Consider the following 25,908-nt stretch of genomic DNA (forward strand, 5'->3'; position numbering starts at 1 on the left):
TGACCGGCGTTCTTCGCCGAGACAGGATGTCGAGTCGAAGAATCCCGCGTAGAGGTCCGTGCCCCGAAGGGGACGGGCGACGTGCGGCCGACAGGGCGCGCGGTCGGGGCGACCGCCTCGGTCCGCACCGCTCTTCGCGCCGAAGGCGTGTGGATACACGCATTCGCTGGAAGCGAATGAACCGGTTGCGGGCGCCAAGGCGCGGGCTGGGCGACCGCCTCGATCCGCACGGCTCTTCGGGCCGAAGGCACGTGGATACACGCATTCGCTGGAAGCGAATGAACCGGCTGCGGGCGCCAAGGCGTGGGCCGGGCCACCACGCCAGCCCAATTCGTTGGCAATACGTTAAATGAACCCCGGGTAACTTTTTTCGTCCTCGCCTGCAACTTTGCCCCGCCCCAGACGTCTATAGCTTCGGACGTACGCAACGGCGTCCGCATCGGTGTGTCCCACCTCCCTGGGACAACCTCGGAGCGACCCGGCTTTCCCCTGGGTCGGCCGCTCCCCGGGCCCCGGAAGCTCCCCTGGCTTCCGGGGCTTTTTTTCGTCTTCACATTTGTCAGGGCATCCTCCGTTTCACTCAAACAGGAGGCACATCCATGCGCGCGGGACTCATCATCGTCGGCGTCATCCTCATCGGCCTGGGCATCTGGGTCGTCGCCGGCAACGGCAGCTACAGCAAGACCGATACCCTGGCGCAGGTCGGGTCGGCCAAGATCACCGCCACGCACGATAAGTCCGTGCCGCAATGGGTGGGCATCGCCGGAATCGTGATCGGCGGCGTCGTCGCGGTGGCGGGTATCGCACGGAAGCGGTGAGCCGGCCACCCTTCGGGACACGGTTCGTGAGCCGTAAGCACGCCATCCGGCTGGCTTACGGTTCACGAGCCGCATGGCGGCAACCGCACTCTTCCCGCAAAATGGGAGGATGGATGTCTCCCACCTTCTCGACGACCTCAACGAGGCCCAGCGCGAGGCCGTCAGCGCCGCGCCAGGCCATTACCTGATTCTCGCGGGCGCCGGCTCGGGCAAAACCCGCGTACTCACCCACCGGATCGGCTGGCTCACCCAGGTCGAACGCGTGCCACCGTGGGCGATCCTCGCGGTCACCTTCACCAACAAGGCGGCGGGCGAAATGCGCGCTCGTCTGGATGGCCTCATTTCCGGCGGCACGCAAGGCCTCACCGTGGGCACGTTCCACGGCATCGCCCATCGCCTGCTGCGCCGTCACTGGCGCGAGGCCGGCCTCGTGGAGGGCTTCCAGATTCTCGATTCGGACGACCAGCAGCGCCTCATCAAGCGCGTGGTCGCCGGCATGGGCCTGGACGAGGCCCGCTTTCCGCCGCGCCAGGCCGCCTGGCAGATCAACCAGTGGAAGGACGAAGGCAAGCGCCCCGACGGCATCGAACATCGCGACCACCCGGTGACGCGCACCTTCGTGGAGATCTACAAGGCCTACGAACAGCAGTGCCAGCGCGCGGGGCTCGTCGACTTCGCCGAACTGCTGCTGCGCGCGCACGAGCTGTGGCTGAAAGATCCGCAGGTGCTGCGCCACTACCAGGATCGCTGGCGCTACCTGCTCATCGACGAGTTCCAGGACACCAACACCCTGCAATACGCATGGATCCGCGTGCTCGCCGGCCAGACCGGCCAGGCCTTCGTGGTGGGCGACGACGACCAGGCCATCTACGGATGGCGCGGTGCGCGCGTGGAAAACGTGCAGCAGTTCCTCAACGACTTCCCCGGCGCGAAGACGATTCGCCTGGAGCAGAACTATCGCTCCACCTCGACGATCCTCAACGCCGCCAACGCCGTCATCGCGCGTAACGGCGGCCGCCTCGGCAAGCAGCTGTGGACCGACGGCGACGAGGGCGACCGCATCGCGCTCTACGCCGCCTACAACGAACAGGATGAAGCGCGCTTCGTCATCGAGCGGATCCGCGAGCACATCGCCGAACACGGCAACGCGCGCGACTGCGCCATCCTCTACCGCTCCAACGCGCAATCGCGAAACTTCGAAGAACAGCTCATCCAGCGCGACCTGCCTTACCGCGTGTATGGCGGCCTGCGCTTCTTCGAGCGCGCCGAAATCAAGGACGCCCTGGCTTACCTGCGCCTGGCCTCCAACCGCCACGACGACGCCGCCTTCGAGCGTGCGGTGAACACGCCGCCGCGTGGCATCGGCGACCGCACGCTCGACGAGCTGCGCCGCCGCGCGCGCGGCGAAAGCACGTCGATGTGGGAAGCGGCGCTCAACGAAGTATCCACGGGCTCGCTCGCAGGCCGTGCCAAGAACGCCATCAAGGCCTTCGTGGGCCTCATCGACAACCTGCAGCGCACCTTCAACGGCCACGACGGCGACGGCGACGAACCCTCGGCGCTCGTGCTCGCCGAGCAGATCGAGCACGCCATCGTGCATACGGGCCTGCGCGACTTCTACGAAAACGACAAGCGCGGCAACGGCGAGGCACGCGTGGAGAACCTCGACGAGCTCGTCAACGTGGCTAGCCGCTTCGAGATGACGCCCGAAGACGTCGATGCCGGCCTCAACGAACTCTCCGCCTTCCTCTCCCATGCGGCGCTGGAAGCCGGCGAAGGCCAGGGCGAGGCATGGGACGACTGCGTGCAGTTGATGACCCTGCATTCGGCGAAGGGCCTGGAGTTTCCCGTGGTGTTCCTGGTGGGCATGGAGGAAGGCCTCTTCCCGAGCCAGCGCTCCACCGAAGAGGAAAACCGCCTGGAGGAAGAGCGCCGCCTCGCCTACGTGGGCATCACCCGCGCCCGCGTGAAGCTCTTCGTATCGCACGCGGAATCCCGGCGCATGCACGGCACCGAGATGCTGGCCCGTCCCTCGCGCTTCCTCGGCGAAATCCCGGCCGAGCTGATCGACGAGTTGCGACCCCGCGTGCAGGTGTCGCGCCCGGCCTATGCCGACCGCTTCACCAGCCCCTCCCTCGACGAACCCCTGCCCGTCCGCCTCGGGCAGCGCGTGAGCCATCCCAAATTCGGCGAAGGCACCATCGTCAGCGCCGAAGGCGCCGGTGCCCACATGCGCGTGCAGGTGAACTTCGAGGATGAAGGCAGCAAGTGGTTGGTTTACGCTTATGCGAACCTGACCGCGTTGTAAGGGGCTCCAACGTCGGCCGGATCGCCCGCCTCCCTTCCCGGGAGGCCGCGACCGCTCGCCAGGATGCGACTGCGCGCGTCGGAAACCGTCGCCAGGACCACGCATGATCATCGGAATCGATCTGGGAACCACCCACAGCCTCGCCGCCGTCTGGAAGGACGGTGGCCCCCGCCTCGTCCCCAATGCGCTGGGCAGTGTGCTCACCCCTTCGTGCGTGGGCATCGACGAGGATGGCAGCGTACTCGTGGGCGAGGCCGCCCGCGAGCGCCTGCAGACCCATCCGCAGCGCACCGCATCGTTGTTCAAGCGCTATATGGGCAGCGCGCGCACCGTGCGGCTCGCCGACCGGGACTACCGGCCGGAAGAACTCTCCGCGCTGGTGCTGCGTTCGCTCAAGGACGATGCCGAAGCCTTCCTCGGCCAGGCCGTGACCGAGGCGGTGATCACGGTGCCGGCCTATTTCTCCGACGCCCAGCGAAAGGCCACCCGCGTGGCCGGGGAGCTGGCCGGCCTGAAGGTCGAGCGCCTGCTCAACGAGCCCACGGCGGCGGCGCTTGCCTACGGGTTGCACGAGGGCGCGACGGAGACGCAGTTCCTCGTGTTCGACCTGGGCGGCGGCACCTTCGACGTGTCCATCCTGGAGATGTTCGAGGGCGTGATGGAGGTGCGCGCCAGCGCCGGCGACAACATGCTCGGCGGCGAGGACTTCTCCACCTTGATCGTGGAGCGCGCCTTCGCCGAAGGCATCCCGGAGGCGGCCCGAGCCGATGCCGTCTTCATGCAGCGGCTCACGGCCCGCGCGGAGGCGGCCAAGCGCGAACTCGGCGCACGAGGCGGTGCCACCTTCGACATCGACTGGAGGGACACGCGCGTCACGGTGACGTTGGACGCCGACGCCTTCGAAAAACTGTCCCAGCCCCTGCTCGACCGCCTCTGGCGGCCCATCGAGCGCGCGCTGCGCGACGCCCGCATCCGCGCGGCCGACCTCGACAACGTGGTGCTCGCCGGCGGCGCCACGCGCATGCCGATGATCCGCGCCCTCGCCACCCGCATGTTCGGCCGCTTCCCCGCCGTGGGCCTGAATCCCGACGAGGTGGTGGCCCTGGGTGCCGCGGTGCAGGCGGGCCTGAAGATGAAGGACGCGGCACTGAACGAAACGGTGATGACCGACGTGTGCCCCTACACGCTCGGCACCGACGTGGCGCAGCGGCTGGAAAGCGGCGGCCATGCGGCGGGCTTCTATGCACCCATCATCCAGCGCAACACCGTGGTGCCGGTGAGCCGCGTGCAGCGCTTCTCGCCGATATCGCCGCAACAGAAGGCGATCCGGCTGGGTGTGTACCAGGGCGAGTCGCGCATGGTCCGCGACAACATTCTCCTGGGGGAGCTCAACGTTCCCATCCAGCCAGGACCCGGCCATGCCGATGGCGTGGACCTGCGCTTCACCTACGATGTCAACGGCCTGCTCGAAGTGGAAGCCACGGTGGTCGCCACGGGCGAGAAACAGCGACTGGTCATCGAGAGCGGCGACGCACACATGTCGCCGTCCGACATCGAAGCCCGTCTCGCGGCGCTGTCGCTGCTGAAGATCCATCCGCGCGACACGCTTGAAAACCGCACGCTGCTCGCGCGCGCCGAGCGCATGTACGAACAGTTGCTCGGCGACATGCGCGACCACGTCGGCAAGATGATCCTGCGCTTCGAGCAGGTACTGGCGACACAGGATGCCCGGCTCATCGCCCGCGACGCCGAACTGTTCCGCCAGGCGTTGAAGGCGATCGAAGCCGACAGCCACTTCGCGCCCGATCCGGTGAGCTGACGCCATGGATGCCCTGCGGCGTTTCACCGATTTCGCCAGCGGCGACATGACCAAGATCGTCGAGCCCGGCTCCCATGGCTGAGACACCTTGGTTTCTCCGCGCCCTGGGGCTTCCGCCCTATGCGGACGTTTCCACCGTCCGTCGCGCCTACGCCCATGCCTTGCGAACGATCGACCAGGCCTCCGATCCCGAGGGATTCGCGCGTCTGCGCGCGGCGTACGAAGCCGCTCGGGCCTGGAGCGACCAAGCGATCGACGCGCCGCCCGACGATAAGACCGAAGCATCCGACGATGCCCTGCCGGCGGAAGACGCCGACCCAGCCCACACCGACGCGATCGACGCCCGCCGGGAGGCGGCCCAACTCATCGACGCATTCATCGCGCAGACGTTGGAAGCCGATTCGGGGCAGGCGATGGAAGGGCTCCATCGCACGATCGCGGCACTGCGCACCCGCTACGTGGATGCACCGGGAGAATTCGAGGAGCGCCTCGTCGACCTGCTGGCCACGCAAGGATTACCGCATCGGGCGACGCTTTTCGAGGCGGCCATGATCCCGTTCCAGTGGAGCGACATCGGCCAACTCGATGCGCTCGGCGAGCGTGGCGCATGGGTCGGGCGGGTACTCGCCGAACGTGAATTGTGGCTACGGCTCACGCCGTCCTGGCGCTGGCATTGGCTCGATCTCTTTGCACGTGCCACTCGAAAACTCGATGCCTCGACGGTCCGTCATTGGCCGGACGTCGCGACGCTCCAGGCCCACTATCCGCGCTGGATCGCCCTGCACCTGGACACGGCCACGAGCCAGGCGTGGCGCGCCGCCTTCGAAGCGGCACCGATGTCGACGCAAGCCATGTACCGGCAGATGGCGGCACCCTCGGACGCATTTCGCGTAGTCGCCCCCAAAGCCGTCCGCAGGAAGTCATCCCACCCCTGGTTCGGTTTTCTTTTTTTCATGGCGATCGGCATCGCCTACAACCTGCTCGTGGCGATACAGCACGGCACCGTCTCGCCGTCGTCGCGATCGCTGCCGGAGGATACGCCGCGGACCTGCGGCGAACTCCACGCGCGGCTCGATCGTCCGGATGCGCTCGCGGGCGTGAACGACGACGATGCCGATCTCATGAAGAGGCGCGGGGAGCGCTGCGCACGCCTGGGCTACTGGCACGCACCGACAGCGGAAGACGTTCGATGAACGTGCGGCAGCATCTCGATCTCCTGGGCCTGGACGACGATGCGGACGAGGCATCGGTACGCAAGGCCTACGCGACGCGCCTGAAGGCCATCGACGCGGCGGCGTGGCGCCACCGCTGATCGCTCAAGGCGACAACCGTGGCACGCCGTGCTGATCGCGCTCTTCCACCGCCGTCACCCGCGTATCGATGCGGCGGCCCCGGTATTCGGGCAGGGCCTCGGTGAGTTCGCCGCGCGAAAGCGCCAGCGCGTTGCGGTAGCAACGCTGCGCCAGTTCCGGTTGTTCCTCGCCGAGGTATACGTCACCCAACGCCTCCCACGCATCGGCACTCGGTGCGATGGCGAGCGCGCGTTCCAGGTACGGACGGGCCTTGCCCCACAACCGCACGCGCACGCACATGCGACCCAGGGCGGTAAGCAAGGCGGCGTCGTTGGGGTGCGCATCGACCCAGGACTCGGCCCGGCGCAGGCGCTGTTCGATGTCTTCCGAACCCATCTCGCCGTAGGTGGCGATGAGTTGCGACGACCATTCGCGACGCAGCGCGGTTTCGATTTCGTCCATCGCCGCCATCGTCTGCCCATGTTTCGCCGCCTGGCGCGCATAGGCATCGACGGCCGCGGGCAGGCGGCGCTGCGCCTTGGGCAACTGCGACCACAACGTGGCGAGCGTGGCACCGTCGGCGGCGGCGCCAACGTAGGCGGCGAGGACGCGCGACTCCAGCTCGGTATAGGCACGAGCGCCCAGCTCGCCGCTTTTCTGCAACGGTTCGAGCGCGCGCATGGCGCTGCGCGCATCACCCGTCTCGAGCGAGGCTTCGGCGTATTCGACCCAGCCGGCGGGCGTGAGCGCGGCCGTGCCGGCTTCCGGCGCCAGCAGCGCCGCCGCTTCGGCCGCCTTGCCGCCACGACGCAGCAAACGGGCACGCAGCACGCGCGCGGCGCGCGGCGTTTCCTGCGCGGCCGCGTCGAGCGTTTCCAGCGCGCGCGTCGATTCGCCGTGGCGTTCGGCGGCTTCGGCGGCGGCGAGCAAGGCCGGGCCGCGCACCGAGGGATACCGCGCGGCGCGGTTGAGGTCGCGCTCGGCTTCGGCGTGACGGCCTTCCACCAGCGAGACCAGTCCGTCGGCGAGGCGACGTCGGCTCAGGCGGCGATGGCGGCGTGTCAGCGCTCCGAAGGGCCAGCGGATCAGCGTCACCAGGGCCGCGATGACGGCCCAGGCCAGCAGCAGGATCGCCACCAGCGTGACCAGGGTCATCTGTACGTTGGTGCCGCGCCAGTGCACAAGGACGTAGCCCGGATCCTGGGCGACCCAATGCCAACCGAACGCCGCCAGGACGGCGACGAGAATGAGGCCGACGATCCAGCGCCAGAGCTTCATGGCGTATTCCCCTGCGGGGCGCCGGCCGCGCTCGACGCGGGCGCGGGCGCCGTCGTGTCCTTGAGCGCATGGACGGACCGCAGGTTGCGCAGCTCGCCCAGGGCAGCGCCGAGCTGCGGCTGCGGGCCTTTCGTCTTGCCGGCGAGCAAGGAGGCGATGCGGGCGCGGACGTCGCGCACGTCGGGCGACGCGGGATCGAAGCGCGCGGCGAGGCTCGCATCCACGCGCTCGAGCGCGGCCTTGCGCCCGGCATCGTCGTACGCGAGCACGGCGGATTCCGCGTGGGCGACATCGAGCGCGGCGAGTTCGCGGGCGATGCGCTCGTCGGCCAGGCCGAGCGGCGTGCCGTCGTCGTGGCTCACTTTCACGATGCTGCCGAGTGCGTCGCCGGCACGCTGCCAGAAGTCGCGCTCGCCGTCCTGCGGCTTGTCGTCGGCGTTCTTCAACGGCAGCGTGGGGATGCGGGCGCGCAAGTCGGCCAGCGTGGACAAGTCGTTGGCGCGCGACGTGGGCTCGATGGAGGCAAGGGCCTCGCGCTCCGCGCCGAGGCTACGCCGCACGGCGGCGAATGCGCTGTCGTTGACGGCGGCCAGCGTCGTATCGGCGAGATCGTAGGCGGCCAGGGCACCGGACGCGTCGCCGAACAGGGCAAACCGCTCCTTGGCCATGCGCAGCAGCGATTCGGCTTCGTCGAGCAGCATCGCGTCGTGGCCGCTGAGGCTACGCTCGGACAGATTGGCCACGGCGTCTTCGAGGTTCTTCGTGCGCTCGGAGACGCCCAGCATTTCCTCGCGCGCCGAACGGTTCACGCCGTCGGCGTCGCTCACGCGGCGGCGCAGCGTGGCGTTTTCCTCGGTGAGCGTGGCCACCTGCGTGCGCAGTTCACCCACCTGCCCGCCCAGGCCGTTGGCGGCGCCCAGTTCGGCGCGCATGTTCCATACCATCCACCCCGTGTAGCCCGCCGCGCCCAGCGCCGCGAGGGACAGCAGGATGCTCACCGCCAGCGCACCGCCGCCGCGTCGGGGCACGGTGGCGGGCGGCTTCGCGGTGCGTCGCGAGGCGGCGTCGGCGGCCGGGGCCGGCGGGGCCGGGGCGGTATCGGTCGATGGGGTCTCGGTCGTCATGGCCCGCATGCTAGCAGGCCATACGCGAACGCACGGAAGACATCCCTTACCGTCGGGTGAACGAGACGCCCGAGGCGGCTTCGAGCAGGTCGGCGGGCAGCGCCGACTTGGCCACCGTCACCCGCTCGAAACCGGCTTGTTTTGCGATTTCTCTCAACCGGTCGCTGCTGACCACCGCCACCGCCTGCACGAGCCGGCGCCAGGCCGGGGCGATGAGCGCGCGATGCAGGTGCTCCAGGGCCTCGGCGCTGGAGATCAGCACGGCGGATCGCTTGCTCAGCTTGAGCAGGGGATCGATGTGGCGGCGGTCGATGCGCGGCGCCACGCGGTGGTAGACGTGGATCTCCTCCAGCAGCGCCCCGCGCGCGACCAGTTGCTCGCGCAGCACGCCCCGCCCGCCCGGCGCGCCGATGAGCGCGACGCGACGGCCGGCGATGCCGTTCATCTCGGGCATGCCGAGCACGCCCTCGCTGTCCTGGCGGCTTTCCGGGAAGCGGACGTCGGCGACGTCGACCACCTTCAACGCACGCGCCGTGCCCCGCCCGACGGCCACCACCGTGGCACGCGTGACCAGGGGCAGGAGGTCGGCGGCGAAACGCACGGCCGCCGGGCTGGTGAAGACGAGCATGTCGCCTTCCAGCGCCGAGCGCAGCGCCGCATGGGTGGCCGAGGCATCGGCCGTGGCGCGCAGCGAAAGGCCGGGCACCGCCACCGGGATGCCGCCGAGCTTGCGTACGCGACGGGAAAGCGGACCGGCGGTGCCGGCGGGGCGGGTGATGACGACGGTAACGTTGCGTAGGGGCTGGGAGCGGCTCACGAAAGCATCCTGCGGGTGACGTTTCGAGCATACGTACATGCGGTCGATGACACGCATGCCGAAGGTCTACGATATTCATCATCGCATGCGCCATACGGGTGCGAACGTCACCGGCACGCACGTAGACTGCGCCGCTTATGACTTCTTCCGATGCCACCCTGCAGGCCCTCGAGCGTTTCATCCTCGACGGCATTCCCCTCGCCCGCGCCATGCAGGTGAGCATCGCCGGCTTCGACGGCGTGCACCTGGCGATGACCGCGCCGCTGGCACCCAACATCAACGACAAGGGTTGCGCCTTCGGCGGCAGCCTCGCCAGCCTGATGACCCTGGCGGGCTGGGCCCTGGTCGAATCCATGCTGCGGGAGCGTGGACATGATTGCGACCTGTTCGTGGCCGACTCCACCGTGCGCTACCTCGCCCCGGTATGGGGCGACCTGCGCGCCGAAGCGCGGCTCGCGCCCGGTGGCGACTGGAGCCCGTTCTTCGCCACGCTCGACGCGCGCGGACGGGCCCGGGTAGACGTCACCTGCGTGCTCCCGGGCGACGACGGCAGACCGGCGGCCAGCCTGGAGGCGCGCTTCGTCGCCAAGCGCCGGGCATAATGGCCGGGCTTTCGACCCGACGGAATCCGCCATGCGCCGCATCGCCCTGCCCGCCCTCGCCCTGCTGCTGGCCGTCCTGGCCGGCTGTGCCACCGACAAGCGCAACGAGGCGCTCAACAGCACGCTGATGCGTTACGCGTCGGCGATTCGCTGGGGCGACTTCGCCAACGCGCAGGGCTTCGTCGATCCCGACTACGCCACGGCCCATCCGATGAGCTCGCTGGAACAGAGCCGGCTCGGTCAGCTACGCGTCACCGCCTACGACGAAGGCGCCGGGCCGCACCCGGACGGCCAGGACGAGGTGACCCAGGTCGTTCAGATCAACGTGGTCAACGTCAACACCCAGGCCGAGCGCTCGATCATCGACCGCCAGCGCTGGCACTACGACCGCGACAAGGGCGTCTGGCGCCTGATGACCGGCCTGCCGGACTTCTCGCCGCACTGAACCGATATAATCGGCCGCTTTACCCTGGCGGCCTCGGAAGACCCGATGAACGACGTACTGCACAAGTTGCCCGAATTCGCAGGCAATCACCTGGCGCTGGCGGCGCTGTTCGCCGTCCTGCTGATCGCCCTGATCGCCGGTGAAGTCGGCACCCTGTTCCGCAAGTGGAAATCCCTGACGCCGGCCGGGCTCACCCAGCTGATCAACCGCGATACCCCGCTCATCATCGACCTCTCGGCCAGCGCCGACTTCGAGAAGGCCCACATCCCCGGGGCCAAGAACGTGGCGATGAGCCAGTTCGATCCGGAAACCCAGAAAGACCTCAGCAAGGCGAAGGAGCTTCCCGTGGTGCTGGTCGACAAGGACGGCCGCGGCGTGGGCAAGGCCGCCAATCGCCTGATCAAGGCCGGTTTCCCGCGCGTGTTCGTGCTCGACGGCGGTACCTACGCCTGGCAGAACGCGCAGTTGCCGGTGGCCAAGGGCAAGAAATAAGCGGTATCGCGACCGACTTCGCCGATACGATCGGCTCCCACCCCTTCGGTAGCCGCCTTGCTACCAGAGGGGTGGGAGCCGATCGTATCGGCGAATCCAGGTAGCCGGGACTCAAAGCCCATGAATCCCCGCCCGGCTGCGCAATATCTCCGCCAGCACGTCCGGCGCCAGTTCGAACGAGTCGAAATACAGCCGGTCGTCCGGCAGGCCCGAACCGGCGAAATGCTCGCGGGCCAGTTCGATCATCGGCGGCGGACCGCTCATGTAGACGTCGAAGCCCGACAGGTCCGGATGGTCTTCCAGCAGGGCCTCGTGCACCAGGCCGGCACGTATCCCGGCCTCCCACGCCGCGTCGATGTCCGACAGCACGGGCGTGAAACGCAGGCCCGGCATGCGCCGCTCCCATTCGCGGGCCAGTTCGATGAGGTAGAGGTCTTCGGGCTGCCGTGCGCCCCAGTAGACGTGCATCGGCCGCCGCGTGCCCAGTTCGATGAAATGCTCGACGATGGCCTTCACCGGCGCGAACCCCGTACCGCCGGCCATGAACAGCATCGGCCGTTCGGAATCCTCGCGCGGCACGAAGGTGCCCAGCGGCGCCTCGATGGTGAGCCGGTCGCCCACCTTCAGCGATTCGTACACCCACGTGGTGAAGCCGCCGCCCGGCACGTAGCGCACGTGCAGTTCGATGCTGCCGTCGTCGACGGGGCCGCTGGCGATCGAGAAGGGCCTGTGCCGGCCGTCGTCGAGCACCACGTCGAGGTATTGCCCGGGTAGCCAGTTCAGGCGCGAGCCGTCGACCGGCTTCAGCCAGACGCCCACCACCTCCGGCGCGAGCTCGCGCCGCGCCACCACCTCGACATCCACGCGGCGATGGGGGATGTCTTCCACGGAGGCGATCTCGCGCGCGCGGATGGCGATGTCGCCGCGCGGCACGGCCTGGCACAGCAGGATGGCTCCGTCGGCGCGCGCGTCGGCACCGAGCGCCACGGGCGGATTGCGCGGGTAGTCGCACACGCCCTCGACGAGGACGGCCTTGCAACTGCCGCAGACGCCGCCGCGGCAGGAGTACGGAAGGGCGATGCCCGCGCGCTGGGCGGCTTCGAGCACGGTTTCGTCGCCGGCGGCGTCGAATCGCTTGCCAGACGTTGTCAGGGTTACGGTGGGCACCGGCGCATTGTAGGACAATGCCGGATCGTTCACTGCGAAGACGCCGCCCATGGCCATCTGGAAGCAATCCACCGACCTCGCCCACATCAACGCCTGGAGCCGGGGCACGATGATGGAAACGCTCGACATCCGTTTCACCGGCATCGGCGACGACTGGCTGCGCGGCACCATGCCGGTGGATCACCGCACGCGCCAACCGTTCGGCCTGCTTCACGGCGGCGCGTCGGTGGTACTGGCCGAGACCCTCGGCAGCACGGCCGCGATGATCACCCTCGACCCCACCACCCATCTGGCCGTGGGCCTGGACATCAACGCCAACCACATCCGCGGCGTGCGCGAAGGCCTGGTCACGGGCACCGCCAAGGCCGTGCACCTGGGCCGCACCACGCAGGTGTGGGAAATCCGCATCGAAGACGACCGCGACAAGCTGGTCTGCCTTTCCCGCCTCACCATGTCGGTCATCGCCACGCCGGGCGGCATGGACGCGGTGATGCGTCCGTGAGTGCAGAGGCCCCGTATGCGACGCTCTCGCCCGACGTGGTGCTCGCCGCCGTGGAGGCCACGGGACTATGGAGCGACGGGCGGCAGCTCACCCTCAACAGCTACGAGAACCGCGTCTTCCAGGTCGGGCTGGAGGACGGCGGCTTCGTGGTCGCCAAGTTCTATCGTCCGGGCCGCTGGACCGACGAGGCCATCGCCGAGGAACACGCCTTCGCGCTCGAACTGGTGGCGGCGGAGCTTCCCGTGGTGGCGCCGATGGCCTTCGGCGGCGAGACGCTGCTGCGTCACGCCGGGTTTCGTTATGCGGTGTACCCGCGACGCGGCGGCCGTGCACCCTCGCTGGAATCGCCCGACCAGCTCGAATGGCTGGGCCGCCTGCTCGCCCGCATGCATGCCGTGGGTGCCCGCGAGCCTTTCCGCGAGCGCGCCGTGCTCGACCGCGCGTCGATGATCGACGGCCCCGCGCGCGCCGCCCTGGCCTCCCACCTGTTGCCCGCGCACCTGGCTGACGCCTATCGCGAGGCCGTCACCCGCGTGGACGACGCGGTGGCGAACCGCTTCGAGGCGGTGGGGCCGGTGCGTCGCATCCGCCTCCATGGCGACTGCCATCCCGGCAACGTGCTGTGGACGGACGCCGGCCCGCACTTCGTCGATCTCGACGATGCGCGCATGGGCCCCGCCGTGCAGGACCTGTGGATGCTCGCCTCCGACGAGGCGATGGTCGACGCGCTGCTGGAGGGCTACGGCCAGTTCCGCGACTTCGATCCGGCCGAACTCGCCCTCGTGCCCGCATTGCGCGCGATGCGCCAGGTGCACTACGCCGGCTGGATCGCGGAGCGCTGGCACGACCCGGCCTTCCCCGCCGCCTTCCCGTTCGCGGGCGAACCGCGCTGGTGGGAGCAGCACATCGCCGACCTGCACGACGCCGCCGACGCGCTTTAGCCACGGCTCAAGCGGCTACGTCCATAATCGCCCGTCGCTTACCCAGGGATCACGCATGCAATCGTTCCTCACCCGCATCATCGCCGTCTTCGAGATCGCCGGCGGTCTCTACGGTCTCGTCCGCCAGATCGGCCACCTGCTCGGCTCGCGGATGAACGGCTTCGAGGCGGTGTCCACCGTGTTGGGCGTGCTGCTGTTCGGCTTCATCCTCGTCGCCGGCGTCTTGCTGGCGAGCAACGACGGCCGCGGCACGCAGATGTCGGTCTGGGCGCAGTTCCTCCAGGTGCCGCTGCTGGCCATGCCGGTCTTCAGCTATGCGCTTTCGGCGGGCGCCTTCGCCAATCTCTCGATCACGCTCCAGCGCTCGCCGCGCCTGGGCTTCGACTGGGCCATCGCCGAGCATGGCTGGCTGCTGGCCCTGGGCGGACCCTCGGCGGCGCACGTGGGCATCAACGTGCTGGCGCTGGTTTCCTGGCTGGTCCTGCGATACGGCCGCTGAGGCCGGTATCATTCACCGATGAATACCCCCGCTTCCCCCGTCATCCAGCTCAAATCCGACCGTACCCCCGGCCACCCGTGGGTCTGGTCCGCCCAGGTCGTCAAGCCCGCCGAGCGCATCCCGCCCGGCAGCGTGGTGGAGGTGGTCGATACGCGAGGCCGCTTCGTTGGCCGGGGTTTCTGGAACGGCCACGCGCGCGTCGCGCTGCGCATGCTCACCACCGATCCGGCGGACACCGTCGACGCCGCGTGGATCGCCGCGCGCATCGCGCGCGCCGTGGAGCTGCGCCGCGACCTGCTCCGCCTCGACGATGCCAGCGACGCCTGGCGCGTGGTGCACAGCGAGGGCGACGGCCTGTCCGGCCTCGTGGTCGACCGCTACGCCAACCACCTCGTGGTCGAATACTTCGCCGCGGGCATGTGGCGCTTCCGCGATGCCATCCATGCCGAGTTGCTGCGCCACTTCCCCGGCGCGTCGCTGTACTGGTTCGCCGAACAGCACGTGCAGCGGCAGGAGTCCTTCGACGTGCGCTCCAACGACGCGCCCGAGGCCGTCGACGTGCACGAACACGGCCTGGCCTTCCACGCCGCCCCCGGCCTCGGCCACAAGACCGGCTTCTTCGCCGACCAGCGGGACAACCGCCTGCGCTTCGCCGGCCTGGCCCGCGGCCGCCGCGTGCTCGACCTGTGCTGCAACGCCGGCGGCTTCGCCGTGCACGCGATGAAAGCCGGCGCACTGGAAGCCACCGGTGTCGACGCCGATGCCGCCATCCTCGAGGTGGCTCGCGCCAATGCGCGCATGAACGACGTGGACGCCACCTTCGAACAGGGCGACGTCTTCGAATGGCTGCGCGCGGCCATCGCCGCCGGGCGCACCTGGGATGCCGTGGTGCTCGATCCGCCCAAGCTCACCCGCGACCGTAACCAGGTGGTCAACGCGCTGAAGAAATACTTCGCGATGAACCGCACCGCCCTCGACGTGATCGCGCCGGGCGGCATTTTGCTCACCTGCTCGTGCACGGGCCTGGTCGGCGAAGGCGACTTCATCGAGATGCTTCGCCGCGTGGCCCTCAACGCCGGCCGCGACATCCAGTTGCTCCACGTGGCCGGTGCCGGCCCGGACCATCCGGTGGCAAGCAACGTACCGGAAAACCGTTACCTCAAGGCCGTGTTCTGCCGGGTCTCGTAACGTTCACCGAGTCTTGATCGATGGCCGGCACACACTGCCGGCCATGTCCCGGAAACCCGTCCCCGAAGCCCTCGCGGCCGTCACCACGGAGATGGCCCACGCGAAAGCGGCGGGCCTGGTCTACGTGTGCGATACCGACGCCGGCATCACCCGGTGCCGTCGAGGCAAGAGCTTTGCCTACCTGGACCTCGACGGCCGCCGGATCACCGACGAAAACGTTCTCGCCCGGATCCGCTCGCTGGCCATCCCGCCCGCCTATAGCGAGGTGTGGATCTGCCCCGACGAACGCGGGCACCTCCAGGCCACCGGCCGCGACGCCCGCCGGCGCAAGCAGTACCGATACCACATCGAATGGCGGTCCATCCGCGATCGCGACAAGTTCGAGCGGATGCTCGATTTCGCCGCGATGCTGCCGCGTCTCCGCCGTCGCCTGCGCAAGGACCTCGCCCTGCCGGGCCTGCCGCGTGACAAGGTACTCGCCCTGGTGGTGAGCCTGCTCGAGGAAACGATGATCCGCGTGGGCAACGACACCTACGCAAAGGAAAACAACTCCTTCGGCCTCACCACGCTGCGCTCGCGCCATATCGCCGTGCGCAAGAACCGCATCGAGTTCCATTTTCGCGGCAAGAGCGGACAGTGGCGCGACGTTGTGCTCGACGACCGCCGGCTCGTGCGCGCGGTTCGCCGGGTGCAGGAGCTTCCCGGGCAACGCCTGTTCCAGTACGTCGACGACGAGGGCCAGCGCCAGGGCATCGATTCGGGCATGGTCAACGACTACCTGCGCGAGGTGACCGGAGGCGAGTTCACGGCCAAGGATTTTCGCACCTGGGGCGGCACGGTCCAGGCGGTCGCGGTGCTGGCCACCACGCCGCTACCTGACACGGGTGGCGAGCGCGCGGTGAAATCGACGCTGGCGGCCGCGGTGAAGGAAGTGGCGGCGATCCTCGGCAACACGCCGGCCGTATGCCGTCGTTCCTATATCCATCCGGAAGTTCTCGCCGGCTGGCTCGACGGCGAACTGGCCCGCCGGGTACCGCCGACCGACGCGCGTTTCACCCGGAAGCTCGAAGCCTTGACGGTGTCTTACCTGCGTCGGCGCTTACGCAGCACGAAGCGCTCCCGTTAGCGCATGCGGATGGCTATAGTGCGCGGGTGGGGATGGCTATTTTCTTCAGGGGTTGTGTCGACGATGTGGCGGTGGAAGCAAATCCCCCTGATGGTGGCCATGGGCGTGGCCGTCACGGCCGGTGCGCAGGAAGCGCCCGACGGTATGCCCGCCCTGCCGAGATTGCAGGCACATCGTGGCGTGATCGACGACACCTGGATCATCGCGCCCAAGCGCCTGGGCACCGCCACCCTGGCCGCCGTGAAGAACTACGCCGACGAAGGCGACATCGCGGCCGGCGTGTCGTTGCGCTATCGCATCGACCATGCCGACTGGATCGCGGCCGACGTGTTCATCTATCCCGCCGGGGAAGGCTCGACGGACGATATGCTGCGACGGGCCGCCGAAGACTTTCGCGAGTCGGTGTCGTTCGCCGAGCGCCAGGAGATCTACCGCAACGTCTGGTGGGGAGATGAGTCGCCCTACACCGCGAAGCTCGCCAACGGCAAGACGCTCGACGGCCGGTTCCTGCCATTGGTGTTCGATGCGCAGCAGGACATGCTCACCTCGCGCACCTATCTGTTCTACCGCAAGCTCTACTTCACCAAGATTCGTCTCACCACGCCCGTGGGGGCGGTGGATTCGCTCGCCGACAACGCCGACCGCTTCGTGCGCAACCTTCTCGACGGTGTCGACATCATCAGCGTCGGCGGCTGCGGCAAGAAGATGGACATCTCGGTGCTCGCCCCCGGGCAATCGCCTCCCCCCGAGATGGCCGACGGCGTGAGCGCCGACGGTTTTCGCCTGATGCTGCGTACCGGCAAGGCCGGGTTGCCCGCCTATGGTCCGGCGACGGAGAAGACGCTTTCGCTGGCGGCCAAGCGGCAGTTGGCCGGTGGATGCACCACGCTGGACTATCACCCGCCCCTGGAAGACGACACGCGCGCGGTGCTGCACCTGTCGTTCGAAGCGAGCGATTGGGGCGCGACGCCTAAGCAGTGATCGAGAAAACAAAAGCGGCGGGAACGCGTCCCACGTTCCCGCCGCTGTCGTGCTGCCCGGCGCCCCGAGAGGCCCCAGTCCTGGATGCCAAGCACCGGACTGCGTCGACCGGTGAATGATCCGTGTTATGGGTGGCCTTGCCTATGGAAGCATTCTGAAAAACGCGGATCGACATTCGTCAACGTAACGCTCCGCCGGATTCGCGGATACGATCCGCTCCCACCCCTCCGGTAGGAGGGTCATGCAAGCCTAGCTACCAGCGGGTGGGAGCGGATCGTATCCGCGAATGCCTACGGAGCGGCGACTTCCCGCCGCCACGCCCGCCAGCCCATCGCCGCCAACACCACGAACCCGGCATACAGCACGGCCGTCACCGGCAGCGACTTGTAGGCGTACTCGCCCACGTAGATCACGTCGACCACGATCCACAGCCACCATGCCGCCGCATGCCGCCGCGCCTGCCACCACTGGGCGACGAGGCTGAACGCGGTGAGCGCGGCGTCGAGCCAGGGCAGCGACGCGTCCGTCCAGCGATGCATCACGTAGCCCAGGGCCAACGCCGCCGCCGTGCCCACGGCGAGATGCAGCGTGGCGCTGCGGCCGTCCAGCGCCGCCACGCGCACGTGGCCACCCTCGTCCAGATGGCGCACCCAGCGATGCCAGCCGTAGAGGATGAGCACGGCGAACACCACCTGCAGCAACATGTCGGAATACAGCTTCGCGTCGACGAAGATCCACGCATAGGCAACCACCGACACCAGCCCCACCGGCCAGCACCACGGGCTGCGCCGCGCGGTGAGCCAGACGCCCGCCGCGCTCACCAGGGCGGCGGACACCTCGAAGGGCGACAGCTCAAAGCTCATACGTCACCGACAAGCGCGTGAGGCGTGGCATGCCCGGGAACAGGTAGCGGTCGCCGCCCGAGCTGCCCGTGTCGCGCCAGTAGAACCTGTCGAACACGTTGTCGACGTTGAGGTGCCAGGTGAGCGCATGCCCACCCACCGTCGTCGCATAGCGCAACCCGGCGTCGAACACGTTGTACGCGGGCACGCTCACCGTGCCCTCGGGCGTGGCGACGTTGGTGCCGACGTAGCGCCAGCCGCCGAGCACGGCCAGGCCGGGCACGAACGGGAGGCTGTAATCGGCATAGACCGCCGTGTGCCAGCGCGGCACGTTGATGACCTGGTGGCCCTCGTACTCGGCGATGCCGGTGTGTTCCGCACGGGCGCGGATCGCATTGGCGCTGGCCGTGATGCGGAGATTCCGCGTGACCTGTCCAGAGAGGTTCACCTCCGCTCCGGTATGCACTTCCTCGCCACGCTGCTGGAAGGTGAAGCCCTCCGCCGTGTCGTCGGGGGCGGCGAATTGATACGGCTGGCGGATGCGATATACCGCCGCCTGCAGGTCGAACGCGTCGTTCAGCGCGTACTTCGCGCCGGCCTCCACCTGCCGCGAATGCAGCGGCGCCAGCGTCGTGCCGCCGTTGCTGGTCCAGTACGGGGCTTCACGACCCAGGGAAAGACCCTCGCCATAGCTCAGGTAGGTGGTGAGCTTCGCCACCGGCTGCCAAAGCACCGCCGTCTGCGGGAGCATCTTCGACAGGCGCGTATGGCGATCGGCGGCGCCGTCGTCGTCATAGGCGGTTTCGTCGAGGCGCACGAAACGCGCGCCGGCCAATACCTGCCATGTGTCGCCCAGGTGCACCCGGTCGATCGCGAACAGCGTGCGCTGCCAACTGGTGAGCGCACGTGCCGACGCGCCCGGTTCGTTCGGCGACGGCGCGAACACCGGCGGCTCGCGCTGATCGATATTGGCCGTGCCCACGTAGTCGTAGACGTAGGGGCGCTGGTCCACCGTGCGACGGAACGCCGTGGCGCCCACGTTGAGCTCGTGGTCGACGCCGCCGGTGGCGAAGGTACCCGTGAGTACCGCGCGCACCTCGTCGTTCTGGCGCGTGTCGTCCGGGCTTCGATAATCGTAGATGTCGTAATCGCCGTTGGGCGCGAAGAAGTAGCCCGGCGAGCCGTTCGCGCAGGCTTCGGCATACCCGCAGCCATAAGCGAAGGCCACGTTGTCGTCGATCGCGGTATGGCTGTGACCCGCCGATACCTGCGCGTTCCAGGCATCGCTGAAGCGATAGTTGAAGCGCAGCGACGTGTTGCTCGAATGGATCCCCACCGGTCGCTGCCACGGCTGGTAGCCGAGCAACTGGGTGCGACTGGGATGTTCGGGAATCACCGTGCCGCCGAGCAGCTGGTAGCCCGATGCCGAGCGCTGGCCGCTGGTCTGGTAGTCGGTGTCGAGCAGCAGCGTGGCCGCGTCGCTGATCTTCCAGTCGGCGGCGACCGATACGAAGCTGCGGCGGCCGTCGGCATGGTCGATCCACGAATGCGTCTTCTCGTTCGCCGCGTTCACCCGCATGCCGAACGAGGGCGAGAACCACGCGCCGAGATCGATCGCCTCGTAGCTGGATCCGTGCGAATCGGTGCCGACGGTGACGTTGTGCACGTCGGCCACGCGCTTGCTCACGTAGTTCACCAAGCCGCCCGGCTCGACCACGCCGGCCTCGAGGCCGCCCAGGCCCTTGAGTACTTCCACCCGTTCCTTGCCTTCCAGCGCGAGCGTCTGCTCGGCGGACATGATCATGCCGTTGAAGCGGAAACCCGTGGCGAGATCGAGCGGAAAACCGCGGATCGACACGTCCTGGTAATACCCCGCGGGCGCGTAGTTGTCGTTGATCGCGGCATCGCCGCGCACCAGTTCGCTCAACGAACGGGGCTGGCGGTCGTCGATCTGCGCGCGGGTGATCACGGTGATCGCGGCGGGCGTATCGTGCAGCGGCGCGCTACCGAAGCTGCCGAACGTGTCCAGCTGCGAATCGGCCGCCTGGTAGCCGCTGGCCGTCGCGGCGTGCACATCGATGGCGGGCAGGGTGCGCGCCTGCGGCGGGGCGGTGTCGTCGGCATGCGCCAGCGGGGCGAGGGACAACAGGGCGAGAGCGAGGGGCGTGCGGGAGAGGGTCATCGTCGTCTTCGTCGAATACGTGCGAAGCGACGGCGAGCCACGGCGCCGGAACGGCGGTATCCGTGGCTCTGCAAGCTCCCTACGCCGGTGCAAACCGGATCAGGTTCCAAGGGACTCTCTCAGCCCGGCCAACGCCGGGCACCCCCGCTTCAGAATCCCTATTGAACCACGAATCCTCAGGCGGCGTGTCGAAGGGCGTCCAGGAAGGCCCGGCCATGGGGGCCGAGGAACCAGGCCGCATGGCCGCGCAGGAAGGTATGCCAGGCCACGTCGGCATGGTCGCGGCGTCGCGTGATGCCCTCGAAATACGCCACTTCCGAGAGGGCGAAATCCACGTGGACTATCGGCAGCAGGTCGGCAAGCGCGCCGATGTCGGCCGCCGAAAGCGGCCGGCGCGAATGGTACCCTTCGATCAGTGCGAGGGCGAGGTCGGCCCGCCCGATGTCGCCCCGTTCGATCTCGAGCCAGGCGATGGCGTTGCGCTCGATCGCCGTGGCGAGGTCGAAAAGCGCGAACGTGCGCGCCGATAGCCCGAAATCGAGTACGCCGGTGATGGAGGCGTCGTCGGTATCGCCGCTCCAGTACAGGTTGGACACGTGCCAGTCGCCGTGCGTCCACGACGGCGAGCGCGCGGCGAGATCGCAAGGCGGCCACGGTGCCATGGCGTCACGCAGTTCCTTGCGCCAGTCCCGCTCGCGCAGGTACGAATGCAGGCAGGGGCGTGAAGGCAGTTGCGCCTCGACCGCCGCGACCGGATCGGGGGACGAAAGGATCTCCGCGCGCGCGACGAGCACGTGCGTCGATCGTTGCGGTGCGTCGTATCCGGCGAGCGCATCGTGCAGCCTGGCCAGCATCTCGCCCGCCGCCCGCGCGTGCATCACGCCTCCGATGGGCGACCAAGAGTAGGCCTCGCGATAGACGTCCACGCCATGCGCGGGCTCCTGCACCTCGTAGACCCAGTCGTCCTGCGCGATGACGGAATCACCCGCCTCGTCGTGGAAGATGCGCGGCACGGGCAGGCCGCGGCGTCGCACGTGCGCGGCAAGGCGATGTTCCTCGGCCAGCTGCGCCGGTGTGCGCACGCTGCGGTGGTGGCGCTTGACGAAGACGCGTCCGTGCGACGTATCGACCAGCGCCGCCGCCGACAGCGGCCTGGGACTGCGCCACGCCAAGGCCTTCGCGATGCCCGTCCCGGGCACCCGTTCGAGCGTGCTCGCGACTTCGGTGAGGGTCAGGGCGGGCCAGTCGGGCGTGAGCTCGTCACCGGCAAGGCCATGGGTCAGGTGCGCATCGTCGATCATGCGCGCAGTCTAATCGGTGAGAGCATCGCCGATACGATCGGCTCCCACCCCTCCGATGGGCCGGTCGCCGAAGCGGACCATGTCCGCGAATCCCACGCGAAAGCCTGTCTACCGAAGGGTTGGGAGCGGACCGTGTCCGCGAATCCTACGAAGCGGTGCACCCCAAGATGCGAAGCGGCCCGAGGAAGCGGCGTCACCGCAATCCGCGCAACATCCCTTCCGCCGTCCACGCTCCAAGGCACCCCCCCGCGATGCGTGCGGCATGCTCGCCGTCGTAACGATGTCCCAGCCAGGCGCAGATCTCGCCGAAGCTCGCCCCGGCCATCGCGAGGTCGAGGCACGAGGTTTCGTCGGCCGTCATGCTCGCGTAGCGGGGCGACAGGTCGCTGCGCCACACGCGTATACCGACGCCCTCCTCCACGCCCACCGGCGCGGGAGGGGGCACGCCATCGCCGAGCGCGCGCCAGATCGCCGTGGCATTGCTCCTGGCCCGGCGAAACCGCAACGTCGGCACGAAGTCGAATTCCACGCTGTCCCAGTCGTCGGCCTGGAGATCGCCGATGCCCAACACACCCGCGTCCGGCCCGGAAAACGCGCGCCGCAGGTGCCAGTCGAGCCAGGCGATCTCGCCCACCTCGACGTCCGCCGGATAGGCGGCATCCAGGTGTTCGACGAACGATGCGCCGTAGGCGTCGAGTGTCCATGACGATGGCGCATGCGCGGCGACGTAGGCCGACGCCAGCGTGTCGAACGTCGCTTCCCCCAGCCAGAGCAGGGTCTTCTCGTAGGTATCGCGCAACGCGGCCACGAGCTGGCCATGGTAGTTGTTGGCGTAAACGGCCATGCCCCGTGGATCGACCTCCGCGGGCACCAGCCCGGCGGCGAGCGCCGCCGCGAACGCCCTCTGCCGGTCGCGCAGGTTCACGCCACGTGCCGCCGCGCGGTGGCGGCGAGATCGCGCGCGTGCGCCACCTCGGCCAGCAGCTCGGGCAGCGGGGGAATCTTGTCGTCGCGCTCGATCATCACGGCCACCTCGCCCAGTCGTTCGATGAAGCGCACGTACAACGCCCACACCGGATCGGGCACGGGCGCATCGTGCGTATCCACGAGCATATCGCGACCGACGCTGTGGCCGGCAAGATGGATCTGCCGCACGCGATCCAGCGGCAGGTGCTCGAGCCAGTCGTCGGGGTCGAAACCGTGGTTGGTGGCGCTCACGTAGATGTTGTTCACGTCCAGCAGCAGGTAACAACCGGTGCGGGCGCACAGCTCGGCGAGAAAGGTGGCCTCGTCCATCTCCGCTTCGCCGAAGGCGAGATAGGTCGACGGATTTTCCAGCACCAGGGGCCGGCCGAGGATGTCCTGCGCCACGGCCACGTTCTCCGCGACCATGTCGAGCGCTTCACGCGTATAGGGCAACGGCAGCAGGTCGTGCGAGTTGAAGCCCTCGACGCCCGTCCAGCACAGGTGGTCGGACACCCACAGCGGCTGCACCGAATCGGCCAGCGCGCGCAGGCGGCGAAGGTAATCGCGATCCACCCCATCGCTGGTGCCGATGTTCATCGACACGCCGTGCAGGGCCACCGCATGACGCTCGCGCACGCGGGCGAGCACATCGAGCGGGCGGCCACCGTCGACCATGAAGTTCTCGGAGATCACCTCGACGAAGTCGACGGGCTGTTGCACGTCGAGGAAGTCGGCGTAATGCGGAATGCGCAGTCCGAGCCCGAAGCCGTCGAAGCGCGGCAAGGTGGAGACGTTCATGGTCGGAAATTCCAGCAGGCCCGGCCGCCGTGGGCGGCCGGGCCCATCGATCACTTGGCCGGCGGGGTGGTGCTGCCGCCCTGGGCGGTGCATTCCTTCATGGAGACTTCCTTGAAGCCCTGGCCCTTGCACGAGTTCTGGCCCTTGCAGGCATGGTCGCCGGACTTGCAATCCGAGGTGCCCTTACAGCTGTTGATGCCGTAGCACTGCACGGTCTTGCCGGCGCCCTTCTCGGCGGCCTGGGCCGGCGTGGAGATGGCGACCGCGGACACGGCGAAGATGGCGGCGGCGGCGGCGATGGTGTGGGTGGCGGTATGCATGGTGGACTCTCCGTTGCTTGGGTTGTGCCGTAGTGGCATGGATGATTCGCGCCTGGCGTGGCGCCGGTTACACGAATGTCGTCAACGAATGCGCAAAACGTGGTCCAGGGAAAGACGACCCGCCCCACGCGCGATGAGATACAGCAGGATCGATGCCCACGACAAGTGCGTAGGCCAGGCATCGGGATAGACGAATACCTCGATCACGGTGGTCATGCCCAGCAGCACCAGGGCGGAACCGCGCGTGAAAAGTCCAAGCACCAGCAGAATCGGCACGATGTTTTCCACGTAGGCCGACAGGTGGGCCGCGATCTCCGGCGGCAGCAGCGGCACCTTGTATTCGGTGCGGAACAGCTCGTAGGTGGTGTCCTTGATGGACAGCAAACCCTCGACCTTGGTCCGGCCCGAAAGGAAGAAGATCGCGGCGATCGATACCCTCGACACCAGGGCGAGCACGTCGTGCGTCAGCAGGGATTCCACTCGGTCGGCGAGCGCGTTCCAGCGGGTACGCAGGGTCATGTTCATGGATGTGAAACTCCTTCATGGGCGAATGCGCCGATACGCAGGCATTCGGCGAAGATGTGGTCGAGGGCGGCATCGGAATAGATGCCGAGGGTGTGCATGGCCGCTTCAGCCAGCGTGGCGCCCGTGGCACAGGCATCGATGAAGGCGAGGCTCGATGCCTCTACGGCATGCACCTGTACCGTCATGCCCGCGCGGGCGACGAGGGCGCATTCCGGCCGCCATGCGAGATCATCGACGGCCGGCAGGCCCGCCCGGCTCGCCTGCCAGATCGACACGGCCGGCGTCACCGCGCGAAACAGCCGCAATGCGGGGTGGATGGTGGGCACGACACGCGCGAGCGCATCGGCAGCGAGGCCGCCCCAGTCGGGCGCCGCCGCATCGGCGGCCATGTAACTCTCCGTCCAGAGGCGGTCCAGGCGCGCGACGTCGGCGAGGTACGGCAATTCCGCCGCAGGGCCGAACGCGGCCAGGAAGGCGGGAAACGTGTCGCCGTAATGGAGCAGCCGCGAATCCCGCGGCGGCTCGGCTTCCGCGTACAGGGCGGCCACCGAGCGAAACCAGTCCCGGCCCACGAGGCAGGCGACGGCCGGGAAGTTGTCCTCCAGGGCGTCGACGCAACCGCGCATCGTCGTGTTGCGATACACATCGAACGCCGCGTGGCGCGACGGCGCGAAGTCCGCTTCTTCCGCATCGAGCGCATCGACGAACGCCGACTGATAGGCGGCGAGCTCGTTCATGCGGCCTCCCGCAGGCGGGACATCGCGCGATGCGCGCGGCGACGCTCATCCATCAGCCGGTCGAACGCGGGCACGTCACCGTCGCGCTCGATCAACGTGGGAACGTGCCCCGCGCGGGCGATGACACGCTCGTAAAGCAACCACACGGCATCGTCCACGGCGGCATCGTGCGAATCGATCAGCAGGCGCCCATCGCGGGTTTCGTCCACGCCATGGCCCGCCAGATGGATCTCCGTCACCGCGTGCAAGGGAAACGCGTCGAGGTAGTCCTCGGCACGGAAGCCCAGGTTGTGCGCGCTGACGTGAACGTTGTTGATGTCGAGCAGCAATCCGCAACCGCTGCGTGCGGCCAGCTCGGCGAGAAAGTCGGTTTCGCTCCAGGCGTGGCCTTCCAGCGCCAGGTAATGCGAGGGATTCTCCACCGAGATGGCACGCCCCAGGGCCTCCTGCGTGCGTTGCACGTTGTCCACCACCCTCGCCAACGCTTCCGCCGTACGGGGAAACGGCAACAGGTCGGGCAGGTAGCGTCCTTCGTAGACCGACCAGGCCAGGTGTTCGGAGACGAGGGCCGGCTCCACGCGATCCAACAGGCGGCGCAGCCGGGCGAGATGGGTGGCGTCGGGCGGCACGGCCGAGCCGAGCGACAGCGACACCCCGTGCAGCGAGAGCGGGTGGCGCGCGGCGAGCGCGTCGAGCATCGCCAGGCGCGGACCGCCGTCGACCATGTAGTTTTCCGGATGCACTTCCAGCCACACGCCGGCCTCGGTGCAGGCCAGGGCCTCGTCGAGGTGCTGCGGCTTGAAGCCGACGCCGGCGGTGAGCGCGGTCATGCGGACGA

Annotated in this window: 27 protein-coding genes and 1 riboswitch; of the genes, 14 read left to right on the top strand and 13 right to left on the bottom strand. The window is 68.4% G+C overall.

Translation table 11 applies throughout. The features are described from left to right. Positions 1 to 599 precede the first annotated feature (599 nt). From JNG39_RS17530 to JNG39_RS17550, 5 genes are all read left to right on the top strand, one after another. Entirely contained in the window at positions 600 to 818 is a 219-nt protein-coding gene (locus JNG39_RS17530) for a hypothetical protein (RefSeq protein ID WP_144916311.1), read from the top strand. Between the two features lie 109 nt (positions 819 to 927). Further along, entirely contained in the window at positions 928 to 3,126 is a 2,199-nt protein-coding gene (gene uvrD, locus JNG39_RS17535; protein ID WP_368313270.1) for a DNA helicase II, read from the top strand. A 103-nt stretch (positions 3,127 to 3,229) separates the two neighbouring features. Further along, complete coding sequence (locus JNG39_RS17540; RefSeq protein WP_368313271.1) at positions 3,230 to 4,945, top strand: Hsp70 family protein; 1,716 nt, start codon at positions 3,230 to 3,232, stop codon at positions 4,943 to 4,945. 74 nt (positions 4,946 to 5,019) lie between these two features. After that, positions 5,020 to 6,138 carry a hypothetical protein gene (locus JNG39_RS17545; protein WP_368313273.1) on the top strand — a complete coding sequence of 373 codons (1,119 nt, stop codon included), beginning with the start codon at positions 5,020 to 5,022 and terminating at the stop codon, positions 6,136 to 6,138. Further along, positions 6,135 to 6,257: a hypothetical protein gene (locus JNG39_RS17550; RefSeq protein WP_368313274.1), complete on the top strand. Its 123-nt coding sequence runs from the start codon at positions 6,135 to 6,137 to the stop codon at positions 6,255 to 6,257. The genes JNG39_RS17545 and JNG39_RS17550 overlap by 4 nt, the downstream gene beginning before the upstream one ends. A gap of 4 nt (positions 6,258 to 6,261) precedes the next feature. On the opposite strand, the gene JNG39_RS17555 is transcribed toward JNG39_RS17550, so the two are convergent. The 3 genes from JNG39_RS17555 to JNG39_RS17565 are packed head-to-tail and all read right to left on the bottom strand — an operon-like array spanning position 6,262 to position 9,456. Further along, positions 6,262 to 7,515, bottom strand: a complete 1,254-nt coding sequence (locus JNG39_RS17555; RefSeq protein WP_368313275.1) for a heme biosynthesis HemY N-terminal domain-containing protein — start codon at positions 7,513 to 7,515, stop codon at positions 6,262 to 6,264. Next, entirely contained in the window at positions 7,512 to 8,639 is a 1,128-nt protein-coding gene (locus JNG39_RS17560; protein ID WP_368313276.1) for a uroporphyrinogen-III C-methyltransferase, read from the bottom strand. Before JNG39_RS17560 ends, JNG39_RS17555 begins: the two co-directional genes overlap by 4 nt. A 46-nt stretch (positions 8,640 to 8,685) precedes the next feature. Continuing rightward, positions 8,686 to 9,456, bottom strand: a complete 771-nt coding sequence (locus JNG39_RS17565) for a uroporphyrinogen-III synthase (RefSeq protein WP_368313277.1) — start codon at positions 9,454 to 9,456, stop codon at positions 8,686 to 8,688. 137 nt (positions 9,457 to 9,593) lie between these two features. On the opposite strand from JNG39_RS17565, the gene JNG39_RS17570 reads away from it, so the two are divergent. Genes JNG39_RS17570 through JNG39_RS17580 form a run of 3 tightly spaced genes read left to right on the top strand, consistent with a single transcriptional unit; the run spans position 9,594 to position 10,995 of the window. After that, positions 9,594 to 10,058: a YiiD C-terminal domain-containing protein gene (locus tag JNG39_RS17570; protein ID WP_368313279.1), complete on the top strand. Its 465-nt coding sequence runs from the start codon at positions 9,594 to 9,596 to the stop codon at positions 10,056 to 10,058. 31 nt (positions 10,059 to 10,089) lie between these two features. Next, positions 10,090 to 10,503 carry a hypothetical protein gene (locus tag JNG39_RS17575; RefSeq protein WP_247370958.1) on the top strand — a complete coding sequence of 138 codons (414 nt, stop codon included), beginning with the start codon at positions 10,090 to 10,092 and terminating at the stop codon, positions 10,501 to 10,503. Positions 10,504 to 10,548: 45 nt separating this feature from the next. Beyond that, positions 10,549 to 10,995, top strand: a complete 447-nt coding sequence (locus JNG39_RS17580; protein WP_247370961.1) for a rhodanese-like domain-containing protein — start codon at positions 10,549 to 10,551, stop codon at positions 10,993 to 10,995. 111 nt (positions 10,996 to 11,106) lie between these two features. Here the strand turns inward: JNG39_RS17580 and JNG39_RS17585 are convergent, their stop codons facing one another. Further along, positions 11,107 to 12,180 carry a 2Fe-2S iron-sulfur cluster-binding protein gene (locus JNG39_RS17585; RefSeq protein WP_368313281.1) on the bottom strand — a complete coding sequence of 358 codons (1,074 nt, stop codon included), beginning with the start codon at positions 12,178 to 12,180 and terminating at the stop codon, positions 11,107 to 11,109. 31 nt (positions 12,181 to 12,211) lie between these two features. On the opposite strand from JNG39_RS17585, the gene JNG39_RS17590 reads away from it, so the two are divergent. The 6 genes from JNG39_RS17590 to JNG39_RS17615 all read left to right on the top strand — a co-directional run bounded on the left by JNG39_RS17590 (position 12,212) and on the right by JNG39_RS17615 (position 17,399). Continuing rightward, positions 12,212 to 12,664 carry a hotdog fold thioesterase gene (locus tag JNG39_RS17590; RefSeq protein WP_368313283.1) on the top strand — a complete coding sequence of 151 codons (453 nt, stop codon included), beginning with the start codon at positions 12,212 to 12,214 and terminating at the stop codon, positions 12,662 to 12,664. Continuing rightward, complete coding sequence (locus JNG39_RS17595) at positions 12,661 to 13,605, top strand: serine/threonine protein kinase (protein ID WP_368313285.1); 945 nt, start codon at positions 12,661 to 12,663, stop codon at positions 13,603 to 13,605. The genes JNG39_RS17590 and JNG39_RS17595 overlap by 4 nt, the downstream gene beginning before the upstream one ends. A gap of 55 nt (positions 13,606 to 13,660) precedes the next feature. Continuing rightward, positions 13,661 to 14,104, top strand: coding sequence for a hypothetical protein (locus JNG39_RS17600; protein ID WP_368313287.1), 444 nt, complete (start codon positions 13,661 to 13,663; stop codon positions 14,102 to 14,104). Between the two features lie 18 nt (positions 14,105 to 14,122). After that, positions 14,123 to 15,292, top strand: a complete 1,170-nt coding sequence (locus JNG39_RS17605) for a class I SAM-dependent rRNA methyltransferase (RefSeq protein ID WP_368313288.1) — start codon at positions 14,123 to 14,125, stop codon at positions 15,290 to 15,292. A 43-nt stretch (positions 15,293 to 15,335) separates the two neighbouring features. Continuing rightward, positions 15,336 to 16,418 (top strand): DNA topoisomerase IB, encoded by a 1,083-nt coding sequence (locus JNG39_RS17610; RefSeq protein WP_368313290.1) that lies wholly within the window; start codon positions 15,336 to 15,338, stop codon positions 16,416 to 16,418. Positions 16,419 to 16,508: 90 nt separating this feature from the next. Further along, the gene (locus tag JNG39_RS17615; RefSeq protein ID WP_368313291.1) at positions 16,509 to 17,399 is read left to right on the top strand and encodes a hypothetical protein; all 891 of its coding nucleotides are present in this window, start codon (positions 16,509 to 16,511) and stop codon (positions 17,397 to 17,399) included. A 290-nt stretch (positions 17,400 to 17,689) separates the two neighbouring features. On the opposite strand, the gene pnuC is transcribed toward JNG39_RS17615, so the two are convergent. The 9 genes from pnuC to JNG39_RS17660 form a co-directional block, all read right to left on the bottom strand. Continuing rightward, entirely contained in the window at positions 17,690 to 18,250 is a 561-nt protein-coding gene (gene pnuC / locus JNG39_RS17620; protein ID WP_368313521.1) for a nicotinamide riboside transporter PnuC, read from the bottom strand. Between the two features lies 1 nt (position 18,251). Then, positions 18,252 to 20,423 (bottom strand): TonB-dependent siderophore receptor, encoded by a 2,172-nt coding sequence (locus JNG39_RS17625; RefSeq protein ID WP_368313292.1) that lies wholly within the window; start codon positions 20,421 to 20,423, stop codon positions 18,252 to 18,254. A 59-nt stretch (positions 20,424 to 20,482) separates the two neighbouring features. Next, a riboswitch (TPP riboswitch) is annotated at positions 20,483 to 20,579 on the bottom strand. Positions 20,580 to 20,599: 20 nt separating this feature from the next. After that, positions 20,600 to 21,724, bottom strand: a complete 1,125-nt coding sequence (locus JNG39_RS17630) for a phosphotransferase (RefSeq protein WP_368313294.1) — start codon at positions 21,722 to 21,724, stop codon at positions 20,600 to 20,602. Positions 21,725 to 21,917: 193 nt separating this feature from the next. Next, complete coding sequence (locus tag JNG39_RS17635; protein WP_368313295.1) at positions 21,918 to 22,649, bottom strand: putative DNA-binding domain-containing protein; 732 nt, start codon at positions 22,647 to 22,649, stop codon at positions 21,918 to 21,920. Continuing rightward, positions 22,646 to 23,488, bottom strand: coding sequence for a DUF692 domain-containing protein (locus JNG39_RS17640; RefSeq protein ID WP_368313297.1), 843 nt, complete (start codon positions 23,486 to 23,488; stop codon positions 22,646 to 22,648). Before JNG39_RS17640 ends, JNG39_RS17635 begins: the two co-directional genes overlap by 4 nt. 50 nt (positions 23,489 to 23,538) lie before the next feature. After that, positions 23,539 to 23,808, bottom strand: a complete 270-nt coding sequence (locus tag JNG39_RS17645; RefSeq protein ID WP_144916261.1) for a hypothetical protein — start codon at positions 23,806 to 23,808, stop codon at positions 23,539 to 23,541. A gap of 81 nt (positions 23,809 to 23,889) precedes the next feature. Continuing rightward, the gene (locus JNG39_RS17650) at positions 23,890 to 24,333 is read right to left on the bottom strand and encodes a DoxX family protein (RefSeq protein ID WP_247370990.1); all 444 of its coding nucleotides are present in this window, start codon (positions 24,331 to 24,333) and stop codon (positions 23,890 to 23,892) included. Continuing rightward, complete coding sequence (locus tag JNG39_RS17655) at positions 24,330 to 25,070, bottom strand: putative DNA-binding domain-containing protein (RefSeq protein WP_368313298.1); 741 nt, start codon at positions 25,068 to 25,070, stop codon at positions 24,330 to 24,332. Before JNG39_RS17655 ends, JNG39_RS17650 begins: the two co-directional genes overlap by 4 nt. After that, positions 25,067 to 25,900, bottom strand: a complete 834-nt coding sequence (locus JNG39_RS17660) for a DUF692 family multinuclear iron-containing protein (RefSeq protein WP_368313300.1) — start codon at positions 25,898 to 25,900, stop codon at positions 25,067 to 25,069. Before JNG39_RS17660 ends, JNG39_RS17655 begins: the two co-directional genes overlap by 4 nt. Between the last annotated feature and the right edge of the window lie 8 nt (positions 25,901 to 25,908).

The sequence above is a fragment of the Luteibacter sp. CQ10 genome (assembly GCF_040900725.1).
GTDB lineage: Bacteria > Pseudomonadota > Gammaproteobacteria > Xanthomonadales > Rhodanobacteraceae > Luteibacter.